The sequence below is a fragment of the Haloferax sp. Atlit-4N genome (genome assembly GCF_003383025.1).
GTDB classification, from domain to species: domain Archaea; phylum Halobacteriota; class Halobacteria; order Halobacteriales; family Haloferacaceae; genus Haloferax; species Haloferax gibbonsii.
Genome location: NZ_PSYY01000003.1, coordinates 458,807 through 477,855 on the forward strand (window position 1 = coordinate 458,807; position 19,049 = coordinate 477,855).

The following is a 19,049-nucleotide window of genomic DNA, read 5'->3' on the forward strand; positions in this document are numbered from 1 at the left end:
TGACCAAAGTCTATGGATGACAACAGACTAGCTGGGAAACACTGCGTAGTCACAGGTGGTGCGAACGGTATCGGCCGCGGTGTCGCGGTACGCATCGCTATCGCGGGTGCCAACGTTACAGTATTCGATCTTGAACCGTCCAATGAAACGGTTGAGGCCATAGAAGACACCGGGTCTGAGGCGGGGGGTTACGAGGTTGACGTCACAAGTCGGTCAGCGCTCGCCGAAGCCGTCGAAGACGCTATCGACAAGCGTGGGCCAATTTCTGGATTAGTTAATAGTGCTGGCGTCCAAACCAAACGACCGTTTCTCGAGACGCCGACAGACGAATTGACCCGGCACTTGGATATCAACGTTGGTGGTACATTTATTAGTTCACAGATTATCGCTTCTCACATGACTGATAACGGCGAGGGTGGAGCAATTGTCAACATCGGCTCCCTCGCTGGTGCTGGGAGTCCCAATCGGGGACAGGCAGCGTATGCCGCATCGAAGGGGGCTATCGGTTCGCTGACGACAGTGATGGCGATGGAACTAGCAGACCACGACATTCGTTGTAACGTGATCCATCCCGGTGCTATCGACACCCCAATGCTGGCGGCCTTTGCTGATGAGTCCGAAAACGAAGATTCGGAACGGACCATCAACGGTGAACGACTTGCAGACAGACACCTAGTCGGTCGAATCGGTGAACCCGAGGATGTCGGTCACCTCTGCGTGCTCCTTCTTTCGCGGGAGGGTGAGTGGATAACAGGTCAAGACTTCGTCGTCGACGGTGGCGTCGCCCACTCGAATTGATTGGTGCCTGTCTTCCTCGATCTACTCCGGCTTAGCCAGATCGTTTGCGTCTCTCATCCGCAAGCATTTGGTCGCGTCGCAAAGCGGTCTAGAGTTTGCCTCTGGTGCTCTCAATTGAGAGGTCACCGCTCATTGCTGTTTTGGTGGATCGGTCGAGCAGTTCAACGAGCACATGGAGACGGTCTTAGAGAAGCTCGGCTACGAGAACCCCGACCGCATCTGGATCGAACGCAAACAGGAGACCGTCACCCAGGGCGCCGGAAAGTCGACCAGTCGGTCTTCGACTTTCACGTCGTACGTTCGACCGACGACAGCACCACCTACGAGGACTCTATCGACCATCTGAGTGAGAGTGAACGCGAGGTGACTAGCCTGATCTTCGCGCTGGCGGGCTATCTCACTCACGATGTCTACGAAACCTGTCCGTTCCTGTTGCTCGATTCGATCGAAGCCATCGACGCCGATCGGATCGCCCGTCTGGTCGAGTACGTCGCCGACTACGCCGAGTACGTCGTCGTCGAGCTCCTCCCGGAAGACGCGCAAGCACTCGACGACGATTACGAACGCGTCACCGAAATCTGAGTTGCCGGCACTAGACGGACGCCCCCCGAAAAAGTTCTGAACTAGACAGGCCGTCAGCACTGAAAAACTCCGTCGTACGAACGCGAATCCCAGCCATCGCGGTGCCTACAGGGTAAGGCGGGTAGTTTACAGGCCGAGTTGGTCCACGCCCCATTCCTCGATTGGCGTGAAGGTTCCGAGGTTCGGTTGAATAGACGTGCCATAGGGGGCACGGTGACACTCTCGAGCGCGAGGCGGCCATCGTCGATATCAAGCGATGGGAATCCTTGCTCGTGACGTCGGTAGATACCGTCGTGCTCCTCGATCACCTCATTCTGCAGGGCCGCGGGCAGCATGTCGAGCCCCCTGAAGTAGTGGTGACCGTTGCGCTCGACGTGGCCGAGTCCGAGGGTGGCTACGAGCGCCAAGTCTTGCTGGAGGGAGACCGGACCGGTCGTAGTCAGGTCCTCGGCGGTAAGCAAGTATTGCCTCTCGTCCCGTTCGTTCAAATGTGTGGCGAGACAGGCATTGATTATCGCCTCGAAAACCCATTGCAGCTCTTGACGCTCGCCCCGCCGTAGCCGAAACTAGCCGCTTTCCCGAATGCATCTATCTTGCCGTCGGATTCGTCGATAATGATGGGTGGGCCCTCCCACGAGTCAAGCATCTCACCCGCCTCCGCCGAGAGCGCGATCTCCCGGTCAAGAGGCTGCTCGATGCAGATCAGATTGTCAACGAACCTATCGAGGGACGGTTCCGAGTCGAGTTCGCGCCAGAGTTCTTCAAGCGATCCGATCGACTCGTACTGTTAATCTGCGTCGAGAGTGGCACCGTACTCGGCGAGCGAGTCGTCGACGATACCGGACAGATTGTCGACGTCAGTCTCTCTCATTGAGCGTGAGCAAATCGATCTCGAAAGGTTCTCCCCTCCGCAACGCCGTCAGCCCGCAACAAGTCGAGTCGAAACGCCTACTTCGGTATCCTCTTCAGAAACTCTGGCAACATATGTTGCTTCGCTCTCGGCTTGTAGAGTTAGTAGGAATCGTCTCGCTTGCTCGACCAGTACCGGCCCATTTCGGGAATCCGCCAGAAGAATTTCTCGCGACCACCATCGGACACAGAGATAGTCACGTGAGATCTATTTTCAGTCCTGCAATACTCACACCCAAGGACAGGTCGCTAATCGCGAGACTAGGATTAGAGCCTGTCGTGTTAATCTAACGATGCATCAGAGAGGAAGATGAGGTAATATCAATACGATTCGAGAGTCTTTCTGGCTCTTCGAGAGGAAGTTTTTTCTTTCAATTAGTAGTGGTATTTCTATGGCAACCCCGAAACATCCGAACGTGCTGGTGATTTGTACCGACCAGCAGTTCGCTGGCGCGATGAGTTGTGCAGGCAACGAATATCTCGATACGCCGGCGATGGATCGGATCGCGGCTACTGGCACGCGGTTTACAGAGTCATACTGCGCCGCGCCGGTTTGTACCCCGTCGCGCGGGGCGATGCTGACCGGTCGGATGCCCCACGAGACTGGAATTACGGAGAATAATGACGCGATCCCCGAGGAGTACCGGGACGACACTGTCGGTCGACTGTTCGAGGAAGCTGGCTACGAGTGCGGGTACGCTGGCAAGTGGCACCTACCCGATTCCGAAGTCTCCCCCGAGCACGGATTTGAATGTCTCAGTGGGCACGACGACGACCGCGTGGTCGATCCGTGTCTGGATTTCCTCTCCCGTGACCGCGACGCCGAAACGCCGTTCATGCTGGTCGCCTCCTTCGACGACCCACACAACATCTGTGAGTACGCTCGCGGTCAGAACCTCCCGTGGGGCTCACTCAACGAGCCCCCTCTCGAGGAGTGTCCTCCCCTTCCGTCAAATCACGCGGTTCCACCGTTCGAACCCGAGACGCTCCGGCCAGAGATGGCGGACCGACACAAGACGCTGGGCGCGATGGTCGACGCGAGCCCCGAGGAATGGCGACGGTATCGGAACGCCTACTATCGGCTGGTCGAGCGCGTCGACGCCCGGCTCGGGAGACTCCTCGACGGACTCGACGCAGAGGGAGCGGCCGAGGAAACGCTCGTCGTGTTCATGTCCGACCACGGGGACGGGAACGGTGCTCACCAGATCAACCAGAAGTGGCTTCTCTACGAGGAACAAGCCCGAGTTCCGTTCGTCGTCAATCCGCCGGGTGAAAGCGTCCCATCGAGTCCTCCGGAAGGCGACGGGGGACGAATCAATACGGACGACAGCCGGACCGACGACCACCTCGTCTCGACCGGTCTCGATCTGTTACCGACGCTGTGTGATTACGCTTCGATCACCCCCCCAGCCGACTTGTTGGGGGAGAGCGTCCGTCCGTTCGTAACGGGCGAGGACCCCGCAGGCTGGCGCGACGTCCTCGTGACGGAGACGTTCGACCCGATAGAGGGCAGAATGGTCCGGTCCGACCGCTACAAATATATTGTCTACAAGCGCGGTCGCCAGCGTGAACAACTGTTTGATATGGAAGATGACCGGGGAGAACTGGTTGACCTCTCTGTGGCCGCCGACTACGACGACGTACTTGACGATCACCGACGCCACCTCCTGGAGTGGTGTCGGAAAACGAACGACCTGTTCGGAGAACGGCACCCGGCCGGTGCTCCCCTAGTTCCCGGGTTCAACCTCAAGGACCTACAGACATACATGGATACCGGCGAGGAACCCGACGCAATCGAGTAAACTACCCCACCTACTTCGCTCACCCTGACGGGTTCGCTCGTTGAGGGTGGGGCTTTGCTGTGGACTCCCGGCGATCAACTGTCGGTAGTTGGCCGATAGCCGTCGCCGTTCACCGTCTCACCATTCACACGCACGTCTACTGACGCGTCTGCGCTCGCCGACGAGCCGTTCAAGGAGGTCGTCTACGACAAACCACAAGAGGGCAGACCATCCGAACTCTCCAAGGAAGAGCACGAGCAGTTCGTCGAGGCACTTCATCAATCTCCCGAGGAAGTCGGATTCGACGCGCCCGCGTGGTCTGTGCCACTAGCGCGTCACTACCTCATCGAAGAATTCGGCGTTGAGTACTGTGAACGCCATATCCGACGGTTGATCTCCGAGCCGGGCTGTCCTGGAAGACAGCCCGGCCGGGGTACTACAAGTCCGACGAGCGAGCACAGGAAGCCTAGCAGGAAGGGTTCAAAAAAGCGCGACGACCTGGTCGACGAATACACGCTCCTCGCAATAGATCAGACGCGGCAGGTTCTCTCAACGTTGATCTATGCGTGGTTTCCAGAGGGAGAGCGCCCGTTACTGCCAGTGACGGGCACGTGGGACAGCATCAAACTACTCGGTGTGGTCAGCGATACCGGCGAGACGTTCTTTCTTCCGTGTGCGGAGAACTTCAACAGCGATACAACGATCCGTCTCTTGGACGCTCTCCAGACCGAATTCGGCGAGAAAATCTGCGTTATCTTGGACAACGCGTCGTATTTCATGGCGAACGCAGTGCAGAAATTCGCCGAGGGATCACCGATCGAACTGTGCTCTCTCCCGCGGGGTTCACCGGAGCTGAACCTCACGGAAGACTACTGGAAACAACTCAATCAAGAACTCGGAAATCGCCTCTTCGACACGCTGGACGAACTTCGTGATGCTGCATTCTCTGCGCTCGATAGCATCAAGCCACCAGATATTTTTATGATTTATGTCCGTGAGTATAAACCCGCCGCAAAGAGCTCGCTGAGCAGGTCTGCGAGCTTCATCCCAAATTAACTCAACGACCTGCTCGCTTCTCAAACTGGCTTAACTAGTGGTGCTTCAACCATCAACTGAGACGGGATAGAGCCTGCGGAGTTTGATGCGTGCGTCGTCAGTCGTGAACTGCCAGTCGATAGTTGAATCCGCCTCGTTCCTGGTTCGTTCCCACGCAGCGACCTCTACACGGAGGGTCGCTGCGTCGGGTATCCGACGATCGAGATACTGAGACGCGAGTGCGCTGAGTTCGATTTCTACCATATTGAGCCAACTTCCGTGCGGTGGAGTGAAGGGCTGTGTTGAATCACTAGACGGCGTCGGGACAGGTCGCTAAATCGAAGGAGTTGAAGCGGGAGACTTCAGTTGTTCATGACCCAAATCTCCCGCTTCACTAGCGAAATCGTCCCGGTTTCTCAAAGAGTTACTGGCGATGGAGACGAATCCGCCGCCCCGGAAGGTGGCGGCGGGTTCGCCGACTATGCCCTCGTTTCCCTCCATTGTCTCCGGATCTCCCTCGACACGTCCTACCGAATGACCATCGACGTGCTGAAGGAGATGCCACAAATAACCGGGGAGATCGGCCGCGTCAAGGCCGATCTCCCCTCGCCATCCACGTTGTGTAAAGCGTTCGACCGGATCAGTATGAGCGTCTGCCGAGTGCTGCTGCGCCAGTCGGCGCAGCTGCACGACCTCGGAACACGGTGCAATCGACGCTACATTCTACGACCGCTCAGCTGCGAGCCGCCACTACTGCCAGCGGACGAGCTACCGCGTGCAGAAGCTCAAAGTCACGAAACTCGTCGATACAAACTCTCAAGCCGGCCTTGACGTTCACTGCTCAACGAACCGTGAAGGTAGCGACGCGGATCTCGCCGAGCAGATCGCCCGCCGGAACGCGGGCGATCTGCGGTCTCTCGCCGCCGACAAGGGATACGACAAGAAATCGCTCCGCGAATCCCATCGTGACCTCGGGATTCGCCCGCTCATCAAACATCGCATCTTCGCACCCTATGATCACGCGCACAACGCCAGAATCGACGAACAGCGCTACAATCAGCGCTCGATGACAGAAACCGTGAACTCGGCTGTCAAGCGCTCGCTCGGCTTCGCCGTGCGAGCGCGTTCGTGGTTCCGTGAGTTCAGAGAAATCGCGCTGATGTGTGTCGTCTATAACATCAAGCGGGTTGTGAAACAGTGAAATCCATCGCCTTATGGCGATTCAACACAGCCCTTACCACCCATTAGAAAGTCCTAGAGGTCGCTCAGCGGCTTAACGGTATCACGTCACGGTTGAAACACCACTATAGTAGAATCTGGAAGTAGCGACGCCGTCACGGCTCAAGAGTGAAGATAGGGTTGAAACACCACTATAGTAGAATCTGGAAGTCTTTGCACCCTATGACGCGTAACCTGCTGCTATCCATCGCTTTTCACCCTTACGTCAAGAGAGATGAGCAAATACTTCTGGAGATTACTATAGACAGTGCCACATTTTCCTTGATGTCAGACAATCTCACAATACCTGGCGGTGATTCGACATGGACAATGTCAATACCCAAGACCAGTAATGTGCGCTTGACCCCTCGAAAGGACGTAGGGCCAATCTTTCAGATTTCACCGACTAGAGTGGCGGTATCCCAACTATTGGACCGTTCTATAAATTATTAATCCCAGATATTTTTCTTCGTAGTAATAGCTGAATTTTTGATATTTCCGATATTGCCGGATTGATGGATTATCTCAGGGTTGAAACGGCATTAGTGCAACCCCAATCTTCGAGATTGTAAATTGTCGTGCACCATCTAAATAAAGAATGGAGCGAGAGTAGAATCACAATGAACTCAAGTCTGAGGAAGACGCACCGACAAACTCCTTATTGTACTAGTGAACCCATTAGATAACAACACTATGTCTGTAATTCAATTCCCCATCTCGGGCTCAATGTTCCATATTTGGATATTGACTAAAAATCGGGTACCCGATTTCTTCGAGTGGGAAACTTGTTCTGAAATGGCATCCGGTATTGCCGAAGTCCTATGCATAGTATTGATATACCTGAGCTATACCAAGATCCGCGAGGCCGCACCGATGCCAATCTCCGGCGGCAAACACGAGTTCACCGCTGGGCCACGAGGACCTCCTTGAGGGGAGCGCAGTCGACATCTTCCTGCCTGATGTGGGTCGCGTCGGCGGCATCACGGAACTGCAGAAAGGCGCCGACATGGCGGAGCGAGACCGTCGACCGCGACCCGACGAAATCGAGTACTCGTGGGACGGCCACGTCATCTGCACCCGTGACGAAGAGAAGTTCGACCGCCTGCTTGACTTGATGACGCCCATCCAGTTTGAAGAGGAGTATCAGGGTCAGTCGAACATCGGGACCGAAGCAGACGTCCGGGAGTATTTTATCATGGGGACGCCCGAAGAGTGCGCTGAAGCCATCCAACAGCGAGTCGATATCGGAGTGACGAAGTTCCAAGGCTGGTTCATCGACTTCCCAGATATGGGTGGGACGGAACTGTTCGCAGACGAAGTAATTCCACAGTTCAGTTGAGGGTGTCAGCGTTGGAATGTTCGGATCTGCACACAATCCGGCAATGACGGAAATTCATTTCACATATGAGACCACATACCACAGTATGGATAAAAACGTACCGGTCAAAGCGGTGAAAATCTCACTCGAAGTTGTGGACCTCATTCGGAAACTCGACGGTGCGGGCGTCTCTGAGCTCTCACGAGAGATTGACAAACCAAAAGTACCATTCACGACCATCTACGGACGCTAGAACAGATGGAATATCTCGTGAAAGAGGGCGGCAAGTACTAATCAGCACTCGGTTCCTGCAACAGGGTGTATACGCACGTAGTAGACAAAAGGGCTCTGGTGAATCGCCATACTGCGGTCGATTTGGCTATGTCGCGGCACGCTTGATGTTGTGAACGACACATTTCACGACGAGTTCACGAAATTCACGATACCACGTTCGCGCTCGCACGGCGTCGCCGTGCGTGTGCTGAATCGACGAGAAGACGGACTCACACATCGATCTCTGGCGATATCTAGGCCCATCGACCCGCGCGTTGTGCGCGTGGTCGATGGGCCGGAAGATGCGATGCTTAATGAGCGGCCTTACGTCTTCTTCCCGTAGTTTCTCGCGTAATTGTATCCAGTCGTAGCCTTTGTCGGCGGCGAGGCTGTGCAGGTCGTCTGCGTTGCGGCAGGTGATCTGCCAGCCGAGCTGTGTGTCGTGCGTTTTCTCGGTCGTACAGTGAACGTCAAGGACCGCTTGAGTGTCTGTGTCGACGGGAGCGGTCGCTTTCAGTGTTTGAACGCGGTAATTCGTCCGGCGGCAGTAGTGCTTGCTCGCGTTCTCACGGTCGAAAAACGTGGCATCGATGGCGGCGTGACCCGAGGGGTCGTGCAGCTCCGACGAGAGTCGGAGCAGCACTCGCCAGAGTATCACGAATGCTTACCCCGTGGTGAGGATTCGTGTTCTCACCACGACGTAATTTTGATTTCGCGGAGTGGACGCTCGAGTTGAAGAGTCAACGAGGAACTAGTATACCCTGAGATCGCTCTAGTGAACCATTAGATGGCGTCGGCTTCGACCGTTAGAATTTGGAACATAAAGCGAAAAACTTTCGACATGGATCATCAACAGTCTTCCGCTTCAACTCTTTGAATTAACGAACGAATTCGTCGCCGTCTAGTGGTTCACCAGAGAAAAATATAATAAATGTAGGGTATAGAACTTGTTCAACAGATCATTAGTAGATGCGAATTGACTCGATCTCGAAGGTTTCTCCAACTGAACCTCCGCTGTCTCTGAGGAGATCCAAGCGAATATTAGTCACAGTAGTATTTTCTCCGGGGATTGTCACCTCATAGGTATTCTCTGCTCCAGATTCACCGAGATAGTAGGATTCACCCCTACTACTTGACCAGAAGCTATCCATCTCTGGAACTCTCCAGAAGAACTTTCCTCGCCCACCTTCTGGAGCGGACGAGGTCATGGTCAGCTCAATTCTTCGAGGGTCACTAATATCTAATTGAATATCGTTAATCTGAATTCTCGGGTTTTCACCTGTCGGATCTACGATGAGCGACCCATCGGAAAGAGTCGTCTCAGCGTTGCTGCTCCCATACCAACCACCTTTGGTTTCTTCAAACTCCCAAGAACTGACCACAGGTTGATTGACTTCTACACTCGCCCGAGACGTGTCAATTAACTGTCCTCCGGTGAGAGTTGCTGTAGCTGTTAGTATGGCATCTGTACCAGACGACCGAGGCACAGCAACATCAAATAGCAGTGATCTCTCTTCATTCGCACCTAAGTTGAAAGGACGTGAACTGACTTCCCAGTCCCAATTCTCTGGTCCCTCTGCGGTGATTTTTCCAGACACTTGCTCGTTATAGCCATTCTGTAGTACGACTCTGAGTGTAGCGGTATTTCCTGCTTCTACTGGATCGGGTTCTACGGAGGTAGAAACAATGTCAACGAGCGATTCCGTGCTGACCTGTGTGGCTGATTTTTGTTGAACCGGGGCACCCCGGAGAGAGTAGCTCACATTACTTCCAAGATCGATTCTATCATCACCTACAATGTTCCCTGCTATCCCACTATTTTCATACTTGCTAACTGGTGTCTCGAGAGGAACCATTACGTCGAACTCAGCAACAAATTGGCCCCCTGAGCTAATCCTTCCAACAGTTGTGGTACCCTCAGTCACCGTCCAACTATCTGGAACGTTTAACGACATATCGGCATCCCGCATCTGGAAGTCGCTGTTATTCGCCAGCGTCACTTTGACTTGGTTTGTTTGCCCAGTAGTTATTTCATCTCCATAGACATCCACATCCATTTCAATATTCAACAGTTGAGAAAGCGAAGAGGAGAGTGCCACATGTGCGTCATTGATTGGAGACTGAAGGTTGTTTACAACGTCATCATTTAATTTTCCAACGTGTTCTTGTCGATCAACCCAGTCATTTAGCTGAGTAGTGGACCGTAGCGCGCCTTCAATACTTGTGAGGATCTTTTCATCTGCTGTTCTGGGAGAGGTTCGGTTATCAAACGCATTTTTGATTCTGCTCAGAATGGTATCCGTCCGCTTGAATATGTGGTTTGCCTGCCCCTGGGCAATAATATCGCGCTCCTGTGCACTTTCCACTTCAGTTCGCAGGACATCTACCCAGTCGTAAGCCTGTACAAGATGAGAGAGGACGGGATCTGCAGGGCCGATTTGAGGCCGGTGCGCTAATTCCAGCAAGGCACCTTCAACAGTTGTATTAGAGATTTGCAACGCAATGGTTCCCCCTGTGAACTCTGGTGGAATCACAATCCAGCCCGTCGAACGAATTCCTGGATCATCCATTCCTCTCGCGTTATTCGCTCCAATATCGTCCGAACCGTCCAGTTCGTCGCTGACTATTTCTCTGGTTTTCGACTCGTTCACTATTTTGAGACGAGCGGCGGGACCCGGCACATCGGCCGTCAATCTTGTCACGAGCGGCTCGTCACCTATGTCAGATGGAATCTGGAGACTCGTTGGCGTGTTAGTGAACTCATCGCTGTTATTCGAAACAGGCGCTTCGTTTTGCAGTCCAGTTGACTCAATTCGGTCAATATGAGATGGAATACCCGATGAATTATTTGTTTCTATAGTAGTATTTAGAGGGTCGTAATATGCAATCTCAACAGTCCCGGCGCTTAGGATCGCCGTTGAATCAGAGACTCCATTTTCTTGAACGGTTCGCAATTGAAGCGCGGCCGACCCGGCCAAATACCCGACAGGGATACGGACCCAGTCTGTCGTATTGGCTCCATCGCTCTTAGACGTGATCGTCTCACTATATGCAGTATCGTTACCACTAATCCCAAGCCTTGCTTCAGCTTCAGCATTGGTCGAATCGGATTCAATCTCGACATCTTTTAACCGAGCAAATACGGGAGTTCCTGGCACTGTTAGTTCCGTAAATGGTACTTGCAGTGGTGAGTCCTGGAATTCCGTTGACGATGACTCAACGGGTGACTTTGGCAAGTCGATAGAGATCCATGAGGTAATCAGGTCTTCCTTGTTAGATGGTGTATTGATCTGCCGCTCCGACCTGTCAAGTCGATCAAAATCAATATCCGTGATTCCAATCAGCTGTTGTCCGGCGAATGAAGTATCATACAGGAACCCGTTACTTCTCGCAGTGTCAATGTAGCTGAGGATACGGTCGGAGCGCCACCGATCCGGGTCTATTTGGAAATCAGCCGCCGCTATATTCCGGTCATATAATACCGAAGTCTGCCACTGATTGTCTATCTTTTCGATTAACAAGGGCCAACTGCCGTTCTGAGTGTCGCGAGCGAGAATATGGACATTGCTATCATCATCAACGACGATTGCTGGTCGGCCGAGTGGGCCCTTCCCTCCAAAATTGGTCGCAGCTTCGGTCACCCACTCACCAGTTTCGGGATCATGATAGGCATGGTAGATTTGTCTCGTACCTCCTTCCTCGGCAGGCTCGTTGAGACGAGTGTATGCGACGTGTGGTGCGTTATTTTGAGGGTCATACGAGAGCCACCCCTGATTAGTGATTCCACCATACGGTGTATCGTCGACAACTTCGGCCTCTTCTACTGTGATTGGGAGGTCATATTCGGTCCCGTCACTTCGAGTCCACGTTTCGCCACCGTCGGGACTTCGGGCATAACACAGGTTATCATTGGGCGGACCGGGATTGTCGAAGTTACCTAGGTTCCGCCAAGTGAAAAAGTAATGCAGAACGTCGTCATTCGACTGAACAAGTCTCCACATATAGGCATTGACTGAATTCTCACCATCGTGGAAACTAGACGTTAGCGGATGCTGAAGCGGTTCCCATTCTTCAGCCTCGCTGTTCCACTTGTTCAATGTCCACCGTCCGTTCGTAGGTCGTCCGTCGCGGTATCCATAGAGAAGTGTACCATCGTTCAGACGGGTGAATTCTGGATATGTCGCCGTCTTCTCGTTCTCACCCGTCATGCCGAAGTGCTCTTCACCAAACGATGAGATGTCTTCTGGTTCTGCACTTCGACGCCACCGAACCTCAGAGACCCGGACGTTATAACTAATGAAAATATGTCCTTCGGGCCCAATACCGAGTCCTGGAGCCCAATGTGAATCCCAGTTGTCGATCTGAATACCGGTGTTGTTCTGTGTCCACTCACCTTCGGGTAGATCTCGAACAGCAACAACTAAATCGCCCTCGTAGGTCCAGTATGCAACGTATTGACGGCCGTTGTATGTCTTCAACCGAGGGCAGTATGGGCTTGTATTTGCTCCGGCCTGTCCCTCCCCTCGATTGCTTAAGTTCTGGCGACTGAGTGGACCAGAGACAGGTCCTAATTCCGTCCTGATTTGATCCTCTTGACTGCTGGCAGTTGCATTACTTACTCCAAGTCCGGTCGTCAGGGCCATGCTCCCTACACCAGATAGAAATGTCCGTCGGTCAGTCGACAATTTTGAACACGGTGTGTGGTTGTTTTGTGATTCATTGCTGTTCCGAGCATTATCGTTGTTTGAATCCATTGGTTGCGTGCGTGTGCTGCGAAGATATTTTTCTACGATACACCTGTGTAGGGCCAATTCTGACACTATTTTGTGCAGATCGCCTTACCACTTGGTAATCGGCCACAGGACTGTGACTAGTTAGCGGACGACGCAGCCTCAATGAGGCACAGACGATTATTAAGTATTTCGGCAGACATTATCGATATGTCTGCAGAGTTAAATAAGGCGCATCTCGGTTGCATAACGGTAGCGAACACCTCCTGCAATATGGGTCGTCGCTGGTGCCTCTTTTCGGCGTCTTCGATCAGCCACTTCAACACGGCGGTGGCGGCTAGCAGAGGTCTCACTAAGTTCGCAAAAGATGAACTGAACATCGACTGGAAGGTCGCGGTCTAGTGGTCCGGCGGAAACACAGTCTCCTCGTCGACCTGTAGGTAACCAAATCCAATAGATCACGACTCAGAATCAGCTAGCTGAGGATGCTTTGTGAGGTATTGAGACTTCATCAAACAGTCTCTTTCGTTCAATCATGTGTTCTTTGGCAGCGTTGAGATTGAGCGTCATGCCAAGAATAGACTTTTCGGGACGCTCGTATGTAACACATTGTTGATTTCAGAGAGTCGCATTGACAGATGTTTGAATGCTTCTTGGTCGAGGGGGGTTCTGGAGAGTTCGCTAGGTAGCTAAAAGACGTGGAGATACTGTGTCAACTTATCCTTCAAGACGCCTTGGTGCGACGAAAGCCACCGTCACGCCAGCGAACCTGTTGGAGCAGGTTCGCTGCGAACGATTCCGAGTCAGATAAATCGAGTGGGATCATTCATGTCGGACATCGCTAGTGCGGTGGGCTTGTCCATTTTGATTCCAGAGCCACGCTGAACAGTATCAACAATCCTCTTCTCAAGGGCAATCCTAATTACATAGTGTTCCCGTTATCGGAATGGCGTCATCTCAATACTATTGGCTCTCGACACAAAGTTTAATTATCCTGACTTCGTCTGTAATATAAATATGAGCGATTACGACCGCACAATTAACGAGATACTCGTCGTCGGAGGCGGTGATATTGGTCTGTTGACTAGCCTTTGTATAAAAAAACTCAACCCCGACATTGACGTAGCAGTCGTTGATGATTTTTCCGAAGATCCCCCCGAGGTAGGAAAGAGCACCTATCAAGAGATAATTGATATTTTCCACGAGTTCCTCGAAATCGATGAAATGCGCTTCTTAAAAGAGGTCAAACCAATCTGGAAGTCCTCGGTATTCTTCCGGAACTGGACGGAATATGGTCCGTTCCACTATAGCTTCGATGACATCCAGAAGTACCCGGACCCCAATACGTCTCACTTCTTGGATAAGGCCTATCTGTACTACCATGAATTGTATTCAGACCCGGAGTGTCAGACTATCAATGAGTGGTTAGTTGAACTCGGCAAGTCGCCGATCAACTTCGAGATGACGGGCGAGTGGAGTCGGTATGGACCACGTGCGTATCACCTCGATCTGAATCGCTTCAACGAGTTTCTCCAAACGATCTGTGGGGAGCGGGGAATCAACCTGATCGACGATATCATCGAAACCGTTGAAACTGGGGATGGTCGGGTCACACGGGTTCAGAGCGATCAGGAAACCTACGAGGCAGACCTCTACGTCGATGCCACGGGTTTTCGACGCGTGCTTCTGGACGAGTTCGACGTACCATTCAGAAATTTCGACCTCCCACTAGATGCAGCCCTCAGCACCAAGTTCGAGCGCCCACTCTCGGAAGTCGAACCTGCGACAGTTATCGAGTCGGGAGACAACGGCTGGTTCTGGCAGATCGACACCTACGAATTCCGTGATGTTGGTTATGTCTACGCTACGGATTTTGTGGATGCGGTGTCCGCAAAAGCGGAGTTCGTCGAGTACGTCGATGGCGACATATCGGCTGACGAACTTGAGTGCCACGAGTTCCAATCGGGGTACTACGAACAAACTTGGACCGGAAACCTGGTGGCTATCGGTAACGCTGGGGGGTTCATCGAGCCGCTTCAATCGACCGGTCTCACCTCAAATACCAAGAACGCAGTTCAGTTGGCTCACCTGCTGTCTGCGTACGGTTCAGCGGACTACCCAGCTGCGAGGGAAACCTACAATGGTTGGGTCACGCGTCAGTGGGAGACGGTGTATGACTTCATTAGTGTACATTACAAGTACGCCAACGGCGACACACCTTTTTGGAAACAGGTCCAGTCAATGCCCGTCAGCGAACGCGTCACTCGCATCAAAGATCACTTCGAGAGCTGTGGCTATGCGGTGAAAATCGATCCCATACAAACACCCAAGACTGGTCAGACGCCTTTGATCGACAGCGCCGTGTTCCCCACGGTGAGCTACTTAACGATCCTGCGAAACTTGGAAGTCCAATCTGATTTTTACGAGACGCTCGATCTCGACGTCTCTGAGGAGGCGCGGACCTTCCTTGAGGAGTACTACCGGGGTGAAAAGAAAGATGCAGAGGCCTTCCTCACCCACGAGGAGTTTTACAAAGGGGTACTCTTTGACCCCTGGTAGAAATACATTGTCGAATACCAATGATTGAGTACGCACATGAGGGTAGAGATTTCAACAACTGGCCCCCCAAGATCTGTCAGAATGGGCTGTATAGGTGACTCCTGAAGAGTCCCGTATACATCTTCGAGGAGGTTTCACCCCACACTTCGGTATAGTTGAAAACTAGCATTGAGTCCACTAGAAGGTGGTAGAACGCTCACGGATTCTGAAGGAAGGCTCAAAAAAGAGCAATCTACATATCTGTTCGCCGTCCAAAGTATACTATAATGGAAATCGGAGTCTGTACGATCTCCTCAAAATCCCACTCTATCGAATCAGTTCTGGAAATCTGTCACGATCTATCGGTCGATGGTGTCGAGATTTGGGGCAAAGACCATATTCCCGATAGGTCCCAACAGACGTGTCAAGCAATCGCTGCCGCCGGAAGTCGGTGGGAAGTAACGATTCCCGTGTACGGATCCTACCTCCGCGTAGGCGGAGAGGACTTTGACCAGAAGATGGAAACCGAGCTTGACGTGACAGAGTGGCTCGGTGCTGACAAGATTCGCGTCTGGGCCGGGAATCGAGAATACGCAGAGTGTGACGAAATGTATTGGAACCAGGTCGTTAGTGATCTCGAACAACTCGCCAGAGCGGCCCAACAGAGGGGACTCTCAGTAACTGTGGAACGACACGCTGGAACCGTGACAGACAGGACGGAAGGTGCGAAAGCGCTGATTGAGGCTGTCGATTCACCAGTCATTGGTCTTAACTGGCAGCCTTTGTTTGAACACGATCCGGACACAATAGCTACCGACGCAACCAGACTCGCACCTCTCACAAACAACGTCCATCTCCAAGCGATGTCTGCCCCTGATGAACAGAAGAGGTGCCAACTATCTGATGCGTATTTTAATGTCCCCAACGTCATCGAAATCTTCGATGACATCGGATACGATGGATTTCTCGAAATTGAGTTCGTTACTCAATCAGCACCCTACGAGGTTGCGCTTGCGGCCGATGTTGCCTATCTAAAGGCGCTCCTTTGATATCATGTCTGGAGATTTGCTGTCTGATCCGAGTGTGATTGTCTGGGAACAGTATGGCCATCCATAGACACTCGGCTCGTTCCCAATCGACTGAGTCTCACCTTTCGAGCACCACTAGCCACAATGAATGAGGGAAATGAAGTAGTCTACAACGCTGTCGCGACATCTTCTTGCGGCCACCAGGGGCGGACGTGACCAACGTGGACAAGAACAAGAGGGTCGTGGCACGTCGGGATCGCAGTGTCACAACGTAGAGGGAGCTCAGATATGGATTATCCAATAAATAGCCACGGGAGAAACGCTGGTGCAACGTAGAGAAACCACTGTACTGGCCACGTGAGACCCAGCAGAATAATCCCCCAGGGGTCGGAACCAAACGATGGTTGAATCGGCCACTCGGATCCGGGGTGCTGTTTCTTCCGTGGATACACGTAATCGAATACCAAGTGAACTGCCATGCCGAGGGCTGCAAAGTGTACCAGTTCGACGAGCAGCGGTGAGTGGGGGACATTCAGATCGACGATAATCTTGTATGCTATTGTCGGCGCTAAGAACGTGTGAAAGAGCCAGGAGCGATGGAACCGCTCACTAAGCGAATCGACATCGGGGATGAAGACACCGACAACGATCGCTGCTGCCATGGCAGGGTGGGAACCAAGAAGGATGGCGAGCACTGCAGCGGCGATTGAGACACCGAGGCAGAGACGTCTGTCTGTCATACTTGATCACCGGGCTGGTATAGGCCGGTTCCTCTTAATTGTGCGCGGAAGTGCGCTGGTTTCGATACACCAATTGTGAGTAGCCCATATGTCACCATGATGCTCTACCCCTGTAGGCGTTCGCGACATCGCTGGCCCCGCGTCCGACGAGTTCCTCGTACATAATGACTTCTAGCAAGGCAATTGCTCCTGGGACGAAAATCACAGTAAGTCCGGGGAAAAACACCATCAGAAGGGCCAATACCCCGGCTATAGCGATTTGAAGCACCGAAAAGTACGGGTGGTTGAGAGCAATATCGGCGCCGTCCTGCATGGCTTTTCGAAAGCCCGGGTTCGAGGGCGCTCGGACCGTCACGCTCGCCGCCCGCAACAACCAGAGTGGAAATATCACAAGTAGATACAATCCGACCATAGTAGTGAGAAAGAGGAACAGCGAGCCATCAAGTGTGTACGCCGTCACGTAGATCGTCGTCACAAGAACGACCGAGGCGAGGGCTAGGGAATACGGCAGTCCGCGGGTCAAGTTCTCTCGATACGCCGTCGTGAACAACCGCACCCGCTCGCGCTCCGTTGTCGGACCACCACGGTTCTCACCCCTAACAACGGCGGTTAGGACAGTTGAAAGCGCCAAAAGACTGGCACCGACAGTAATGATGGGAACCGACCCGAGCACGAACAAAACGTTCTGGAGAATGATCGTGACCAGATCGCTGTACAAGACGCGGGCAAACGTAGTAAGGGACCCCCGAAAGTCTTGCCGTGCCGTTTGGTCTGTGCTCATCTATACTCATAGAGATACTCGGATGGCAAATAGTTCACGGTGCTACGAGTGATTCAAAACAGGATTTGCGAGGAGTAGGGTTAGTTAACCCTACCAATAGGATTCCCAGTCAGAGGTCGCACGCACGAGTCCCTCGAAGTAGAAATAATCGCCCCATATGCAGCATTCGCCGTAGTCTCCGTTCGGCTTGTTATACGTGCCCTCCTTCAGGATCCCGTTGGAGTCAGATGATTCCGTGGTGTAGGACTCGGTTAGCGATCCAAGTGTTGTTACTGCGGCGTTTTCATACACGGACCGCTGAGTAGTCCCGACATCGAAGTGGGATGAAAGTTCAAACAGTCCACACGCTGCAATTGCGGCGGCGGAACTGTCTCGGACATCGTCCGCTTCTGGTGCGCGAAAGTCCCATCGCGGAACGTGGTCCTCGGGGAGATGTTTGAGGTAGAAATCCGCGACGTCGACGGCCGTCTGCAGGAATGCCTCCTCGTCGGTATACCTAGCTGCGAGTGCTAAGCCGTAGATGATCCAGGCTTGTCCTCGGGACCAACACGAGTTGTCTGCGAATCCCTGGAAGGTCTCACCGCCGATTGGTGCCCCGGTTGTCACGTCGAATTTGTACGTATGAAACGTGGATCCGTCGTCACGAACGAGGTACCTTGCCGTGTTCTCGGCGTGGTTGGTCGCGATTTCGTGGTACTGGTCGTCTTCGGTCGCAATACTTGCCATAAATAGGAGTGGCAGGTTCATCATCGTGTCGGCGATAATCCGACCGTGGGCCCACTGTCCCCAATCGGTGGCCTCAGGTTCCGCTGGATCACCCCAGGCCTGGATGATTCCTGGATCCGGCCAGTACCGCTCCGTGAGCCGGTCAGCGGCATCGAGTGCCATTTGTTCGCTTGCCGGGTTATCCGTCAGCATCGACGACGCGATGGCAGACAACGTATAGAGAAACCCAATGTCATGACCAATGACATCTTCGGTTTCTAGCCGATCCGCAAATCTTGGGAGTTGTGACTCAGCGACCGATCGATACGCGTCTTTGTCCGTCGTTTCGTAGGCCAGCCACAGCATACCCGACCAGAACGAGGGTGTCCATCCTTCGAGATCAGACGCCTCGTAGTAGAGATTCTCACTTGATGCACTTGGGAAGTGATCAGCGAACGGCTCGATATTTTCTTGGATACGTCGAAGACAGAATTGTTTTGCTGTCTCGAGATGTTTACTGTCGACGTCTGGGTGACTCTCGTACCGCTCAAGGACATCTTCTGGTGTGGATGATGGGTAGGTCATAGATCTATTGCAATCGTACAACCCGACA

At 53.1% G+C, this 19,049-nt stretch carries 9 protein-coding genes and 7 pseudogenes; 10 read left to right on the forward strand and 6 right to left on the reverse strand.

The features are described 5' to 3' along the window. Positions 1-12: 12 nt before the first annotated feature. The 5 genes and pseudogenes from C5C07_RS17470 to C5C07_RS17490 form a co-directional block, all read left to right on the forward strand. Entirely contained in the window at positions 13-798 is a 786-nt protein-coding gene (locus tag C5C07_RS17470) for an SDR family NAD(P)-dependent oxidoreductase (protein WP_115805696.1), read from the forward strand. A gap of 148 nt (positions 799-946) precedes the next feature. Further along, positions 947-1,380 (forward strand): annotated as a pseudogene (locus tag C5C07_RS21950) (chromosome segregation protein SMC); the annotation flags it as partial. A gap of 272 nt (positions 1,381-1,652) precedes the next feature. Beyond that, positions 1,653-1,940, forward strand: coding sequence for a hypothetical protein (locus tag C5C07_RS17480; RefSeq protein ID WP_115805697.1), 288 nt, complete (start codon positions 1,653-1,655; stop codon positions 1,938-1,940). Between the two features lie 741 nt (positions 1,941-2,681). Continuing rightward, positions 2,682-4,091, forward strand: coding sequence for a sulfatase (locus tag C5C07_RS17485; protein WP_115805698.1), 1,410 nt, complete (start codon positions 2,682-2,684; stop codon positions 4,089-4,091). 237 nt (positions 4,092-4,328) lie between these two features. Continuing rightward, positions 4,329-5,126 (forward strand): annotated as a pseudogene (locus tag C5C07_RS17490) (IS630 family transposase); the annotation flags it as partial. A 45-nt stretch (positions 5,127-5,171) separates the two neighbouring features. On the opposite strand, the pseudogene C5C07_RS17495 reads toward C5C07_RS17490, so the two are convergent. Further along, positions 5,172-5,399: pseudogene (locus tag C5C07_RS17495) on the reverse strand (IS630 family transposase); the annotation flags it as partial. A gap of 78 nt (positions 5,400-5,477) precedes the next feature. Here C5C07_RS17495 and C5C07_RS17500 point away from each other — a divergent pair. From C5C07_RS17500 to C5C07_RS22185, 3 pseudogenes are all read left to right on the forward strand, one after another. Then, positions 5,478-6,306 (forward strand): annotated as a pseudogene (locus C5C07_RS17500) (IS5 family transposase). Between the two features lie 863 nt (positions 6,307-7,169). Continuing rightward, positions 7,170-7,662: pseudogene (locus C5C07_RS22440) on the forward strand (enolase C-terminal domain-like protein); the annotation flags it as partial. Between the two features lie 85 nt (positions 7,663-7,747). Continuing rightward, positions 7,748-7,985 (forward strand): annotated as a pseudogene (locus tag C5C07_RS22185) (helix-turn-helix domain-containing protein); the annotation flags it as partial. A gap of 35 nt (positions 7,986-8,020) precedes the next feature. Here C5C07_RS22185 and C5C07_RS17520 read toward each other — a convergent pair. Next, a pseudogene (locus tag C5C07_RS17520) lies at positions 8,021-8,566 on the reverse strand (IS5 family transposase); the annotation flags it as partial. 310 nt (positions 8,567-8,876) lie between these two features. Continuing rightward, positions 8,877-12,557 carry a BNR repeat-containing protein gene (locus C5C07_RS17525; RefSeq protein ID WP_158546602.1) on the reverse strand — a complete coding sequence of 1,227 codons (3,681 nt, stop codon included), beginning with the start codon at positions 12,555-12,557 and terminating at the stop codon, positions 8,877-8,879. A gap of 1,104 nt (positions 12,558-13,661) precedes the next feature. On the opposite strand from C5C07_RS17525, the gene C5C07_RS17535 reads away from it, so the two are divergent. Together C5C07_RS17535 and C5C07_RS17540 are read left to right on the forward strand one after the other, a co-directional pair. Beyond that, positions 13,662-15,203, forward strand: a complete 1,542-nt coding sequence (locus C5C07_RS17535; RefSeq protein WP_115805701.1) for a tryptophan 7-halogenase — start codon at positions 13,662-13,664, stop codon at positions 15,201-15,203. A gap of 266 nt (positions 15,204-15,469) precedes the next feature. Further along, positions 15,470-16,231, forward strand: coding sequence for a sugar phosphate isomerase/epimerase (locus C5C07_RS17540; RefSeq protein ID WP_115805702.1), 762 nt, complete (start codon positions 15,470-15,472; stop codon positions 16,229-16,231). A 272-nt stretch (positions 16,232-16,503) separates the two neighbouring features. Here the strand turns inward: C5C07_RS17540 and C5C07_RS17545 are convergent, their stop codons facing one another. From C5C07_RS17545 to C5C07_RS17555, 3 genes are all read right to left on the reverse strand, one after another. Then, positions 16,504-16,950 (reverse strand): hypothetical protein, encoded by a 447-nt coding sequence (locus C5C07_RS17545; protein WP_147302043.1) that lies wholly within the window; start codon positions 16,948-16,950, stop codon positions 16,504-16,506. Positions 16,951-17,041: 91 nt separating this feature from the next. After that, positions 17,042-17,731 (reverse strand): DUF624 domain-containing protein, encoded by a 690-nt coding sequence (locus tag C5C07_RS17550; protein ID WP_115805704.1) that lies wholly within the window; start codon positions 17,729-17,731, stop codon positions 17,042-17,044. Between the two features lie 90 nt (positions 17,732-17,821). Further along, on the reverse strand, positions 17,822-19,049 hold a 1,228-nt coding region (locus C5C07_RS17555; protein WP_233510439.1), incomplete at its 5' end, for a glycoside hydrolase family 88 protein.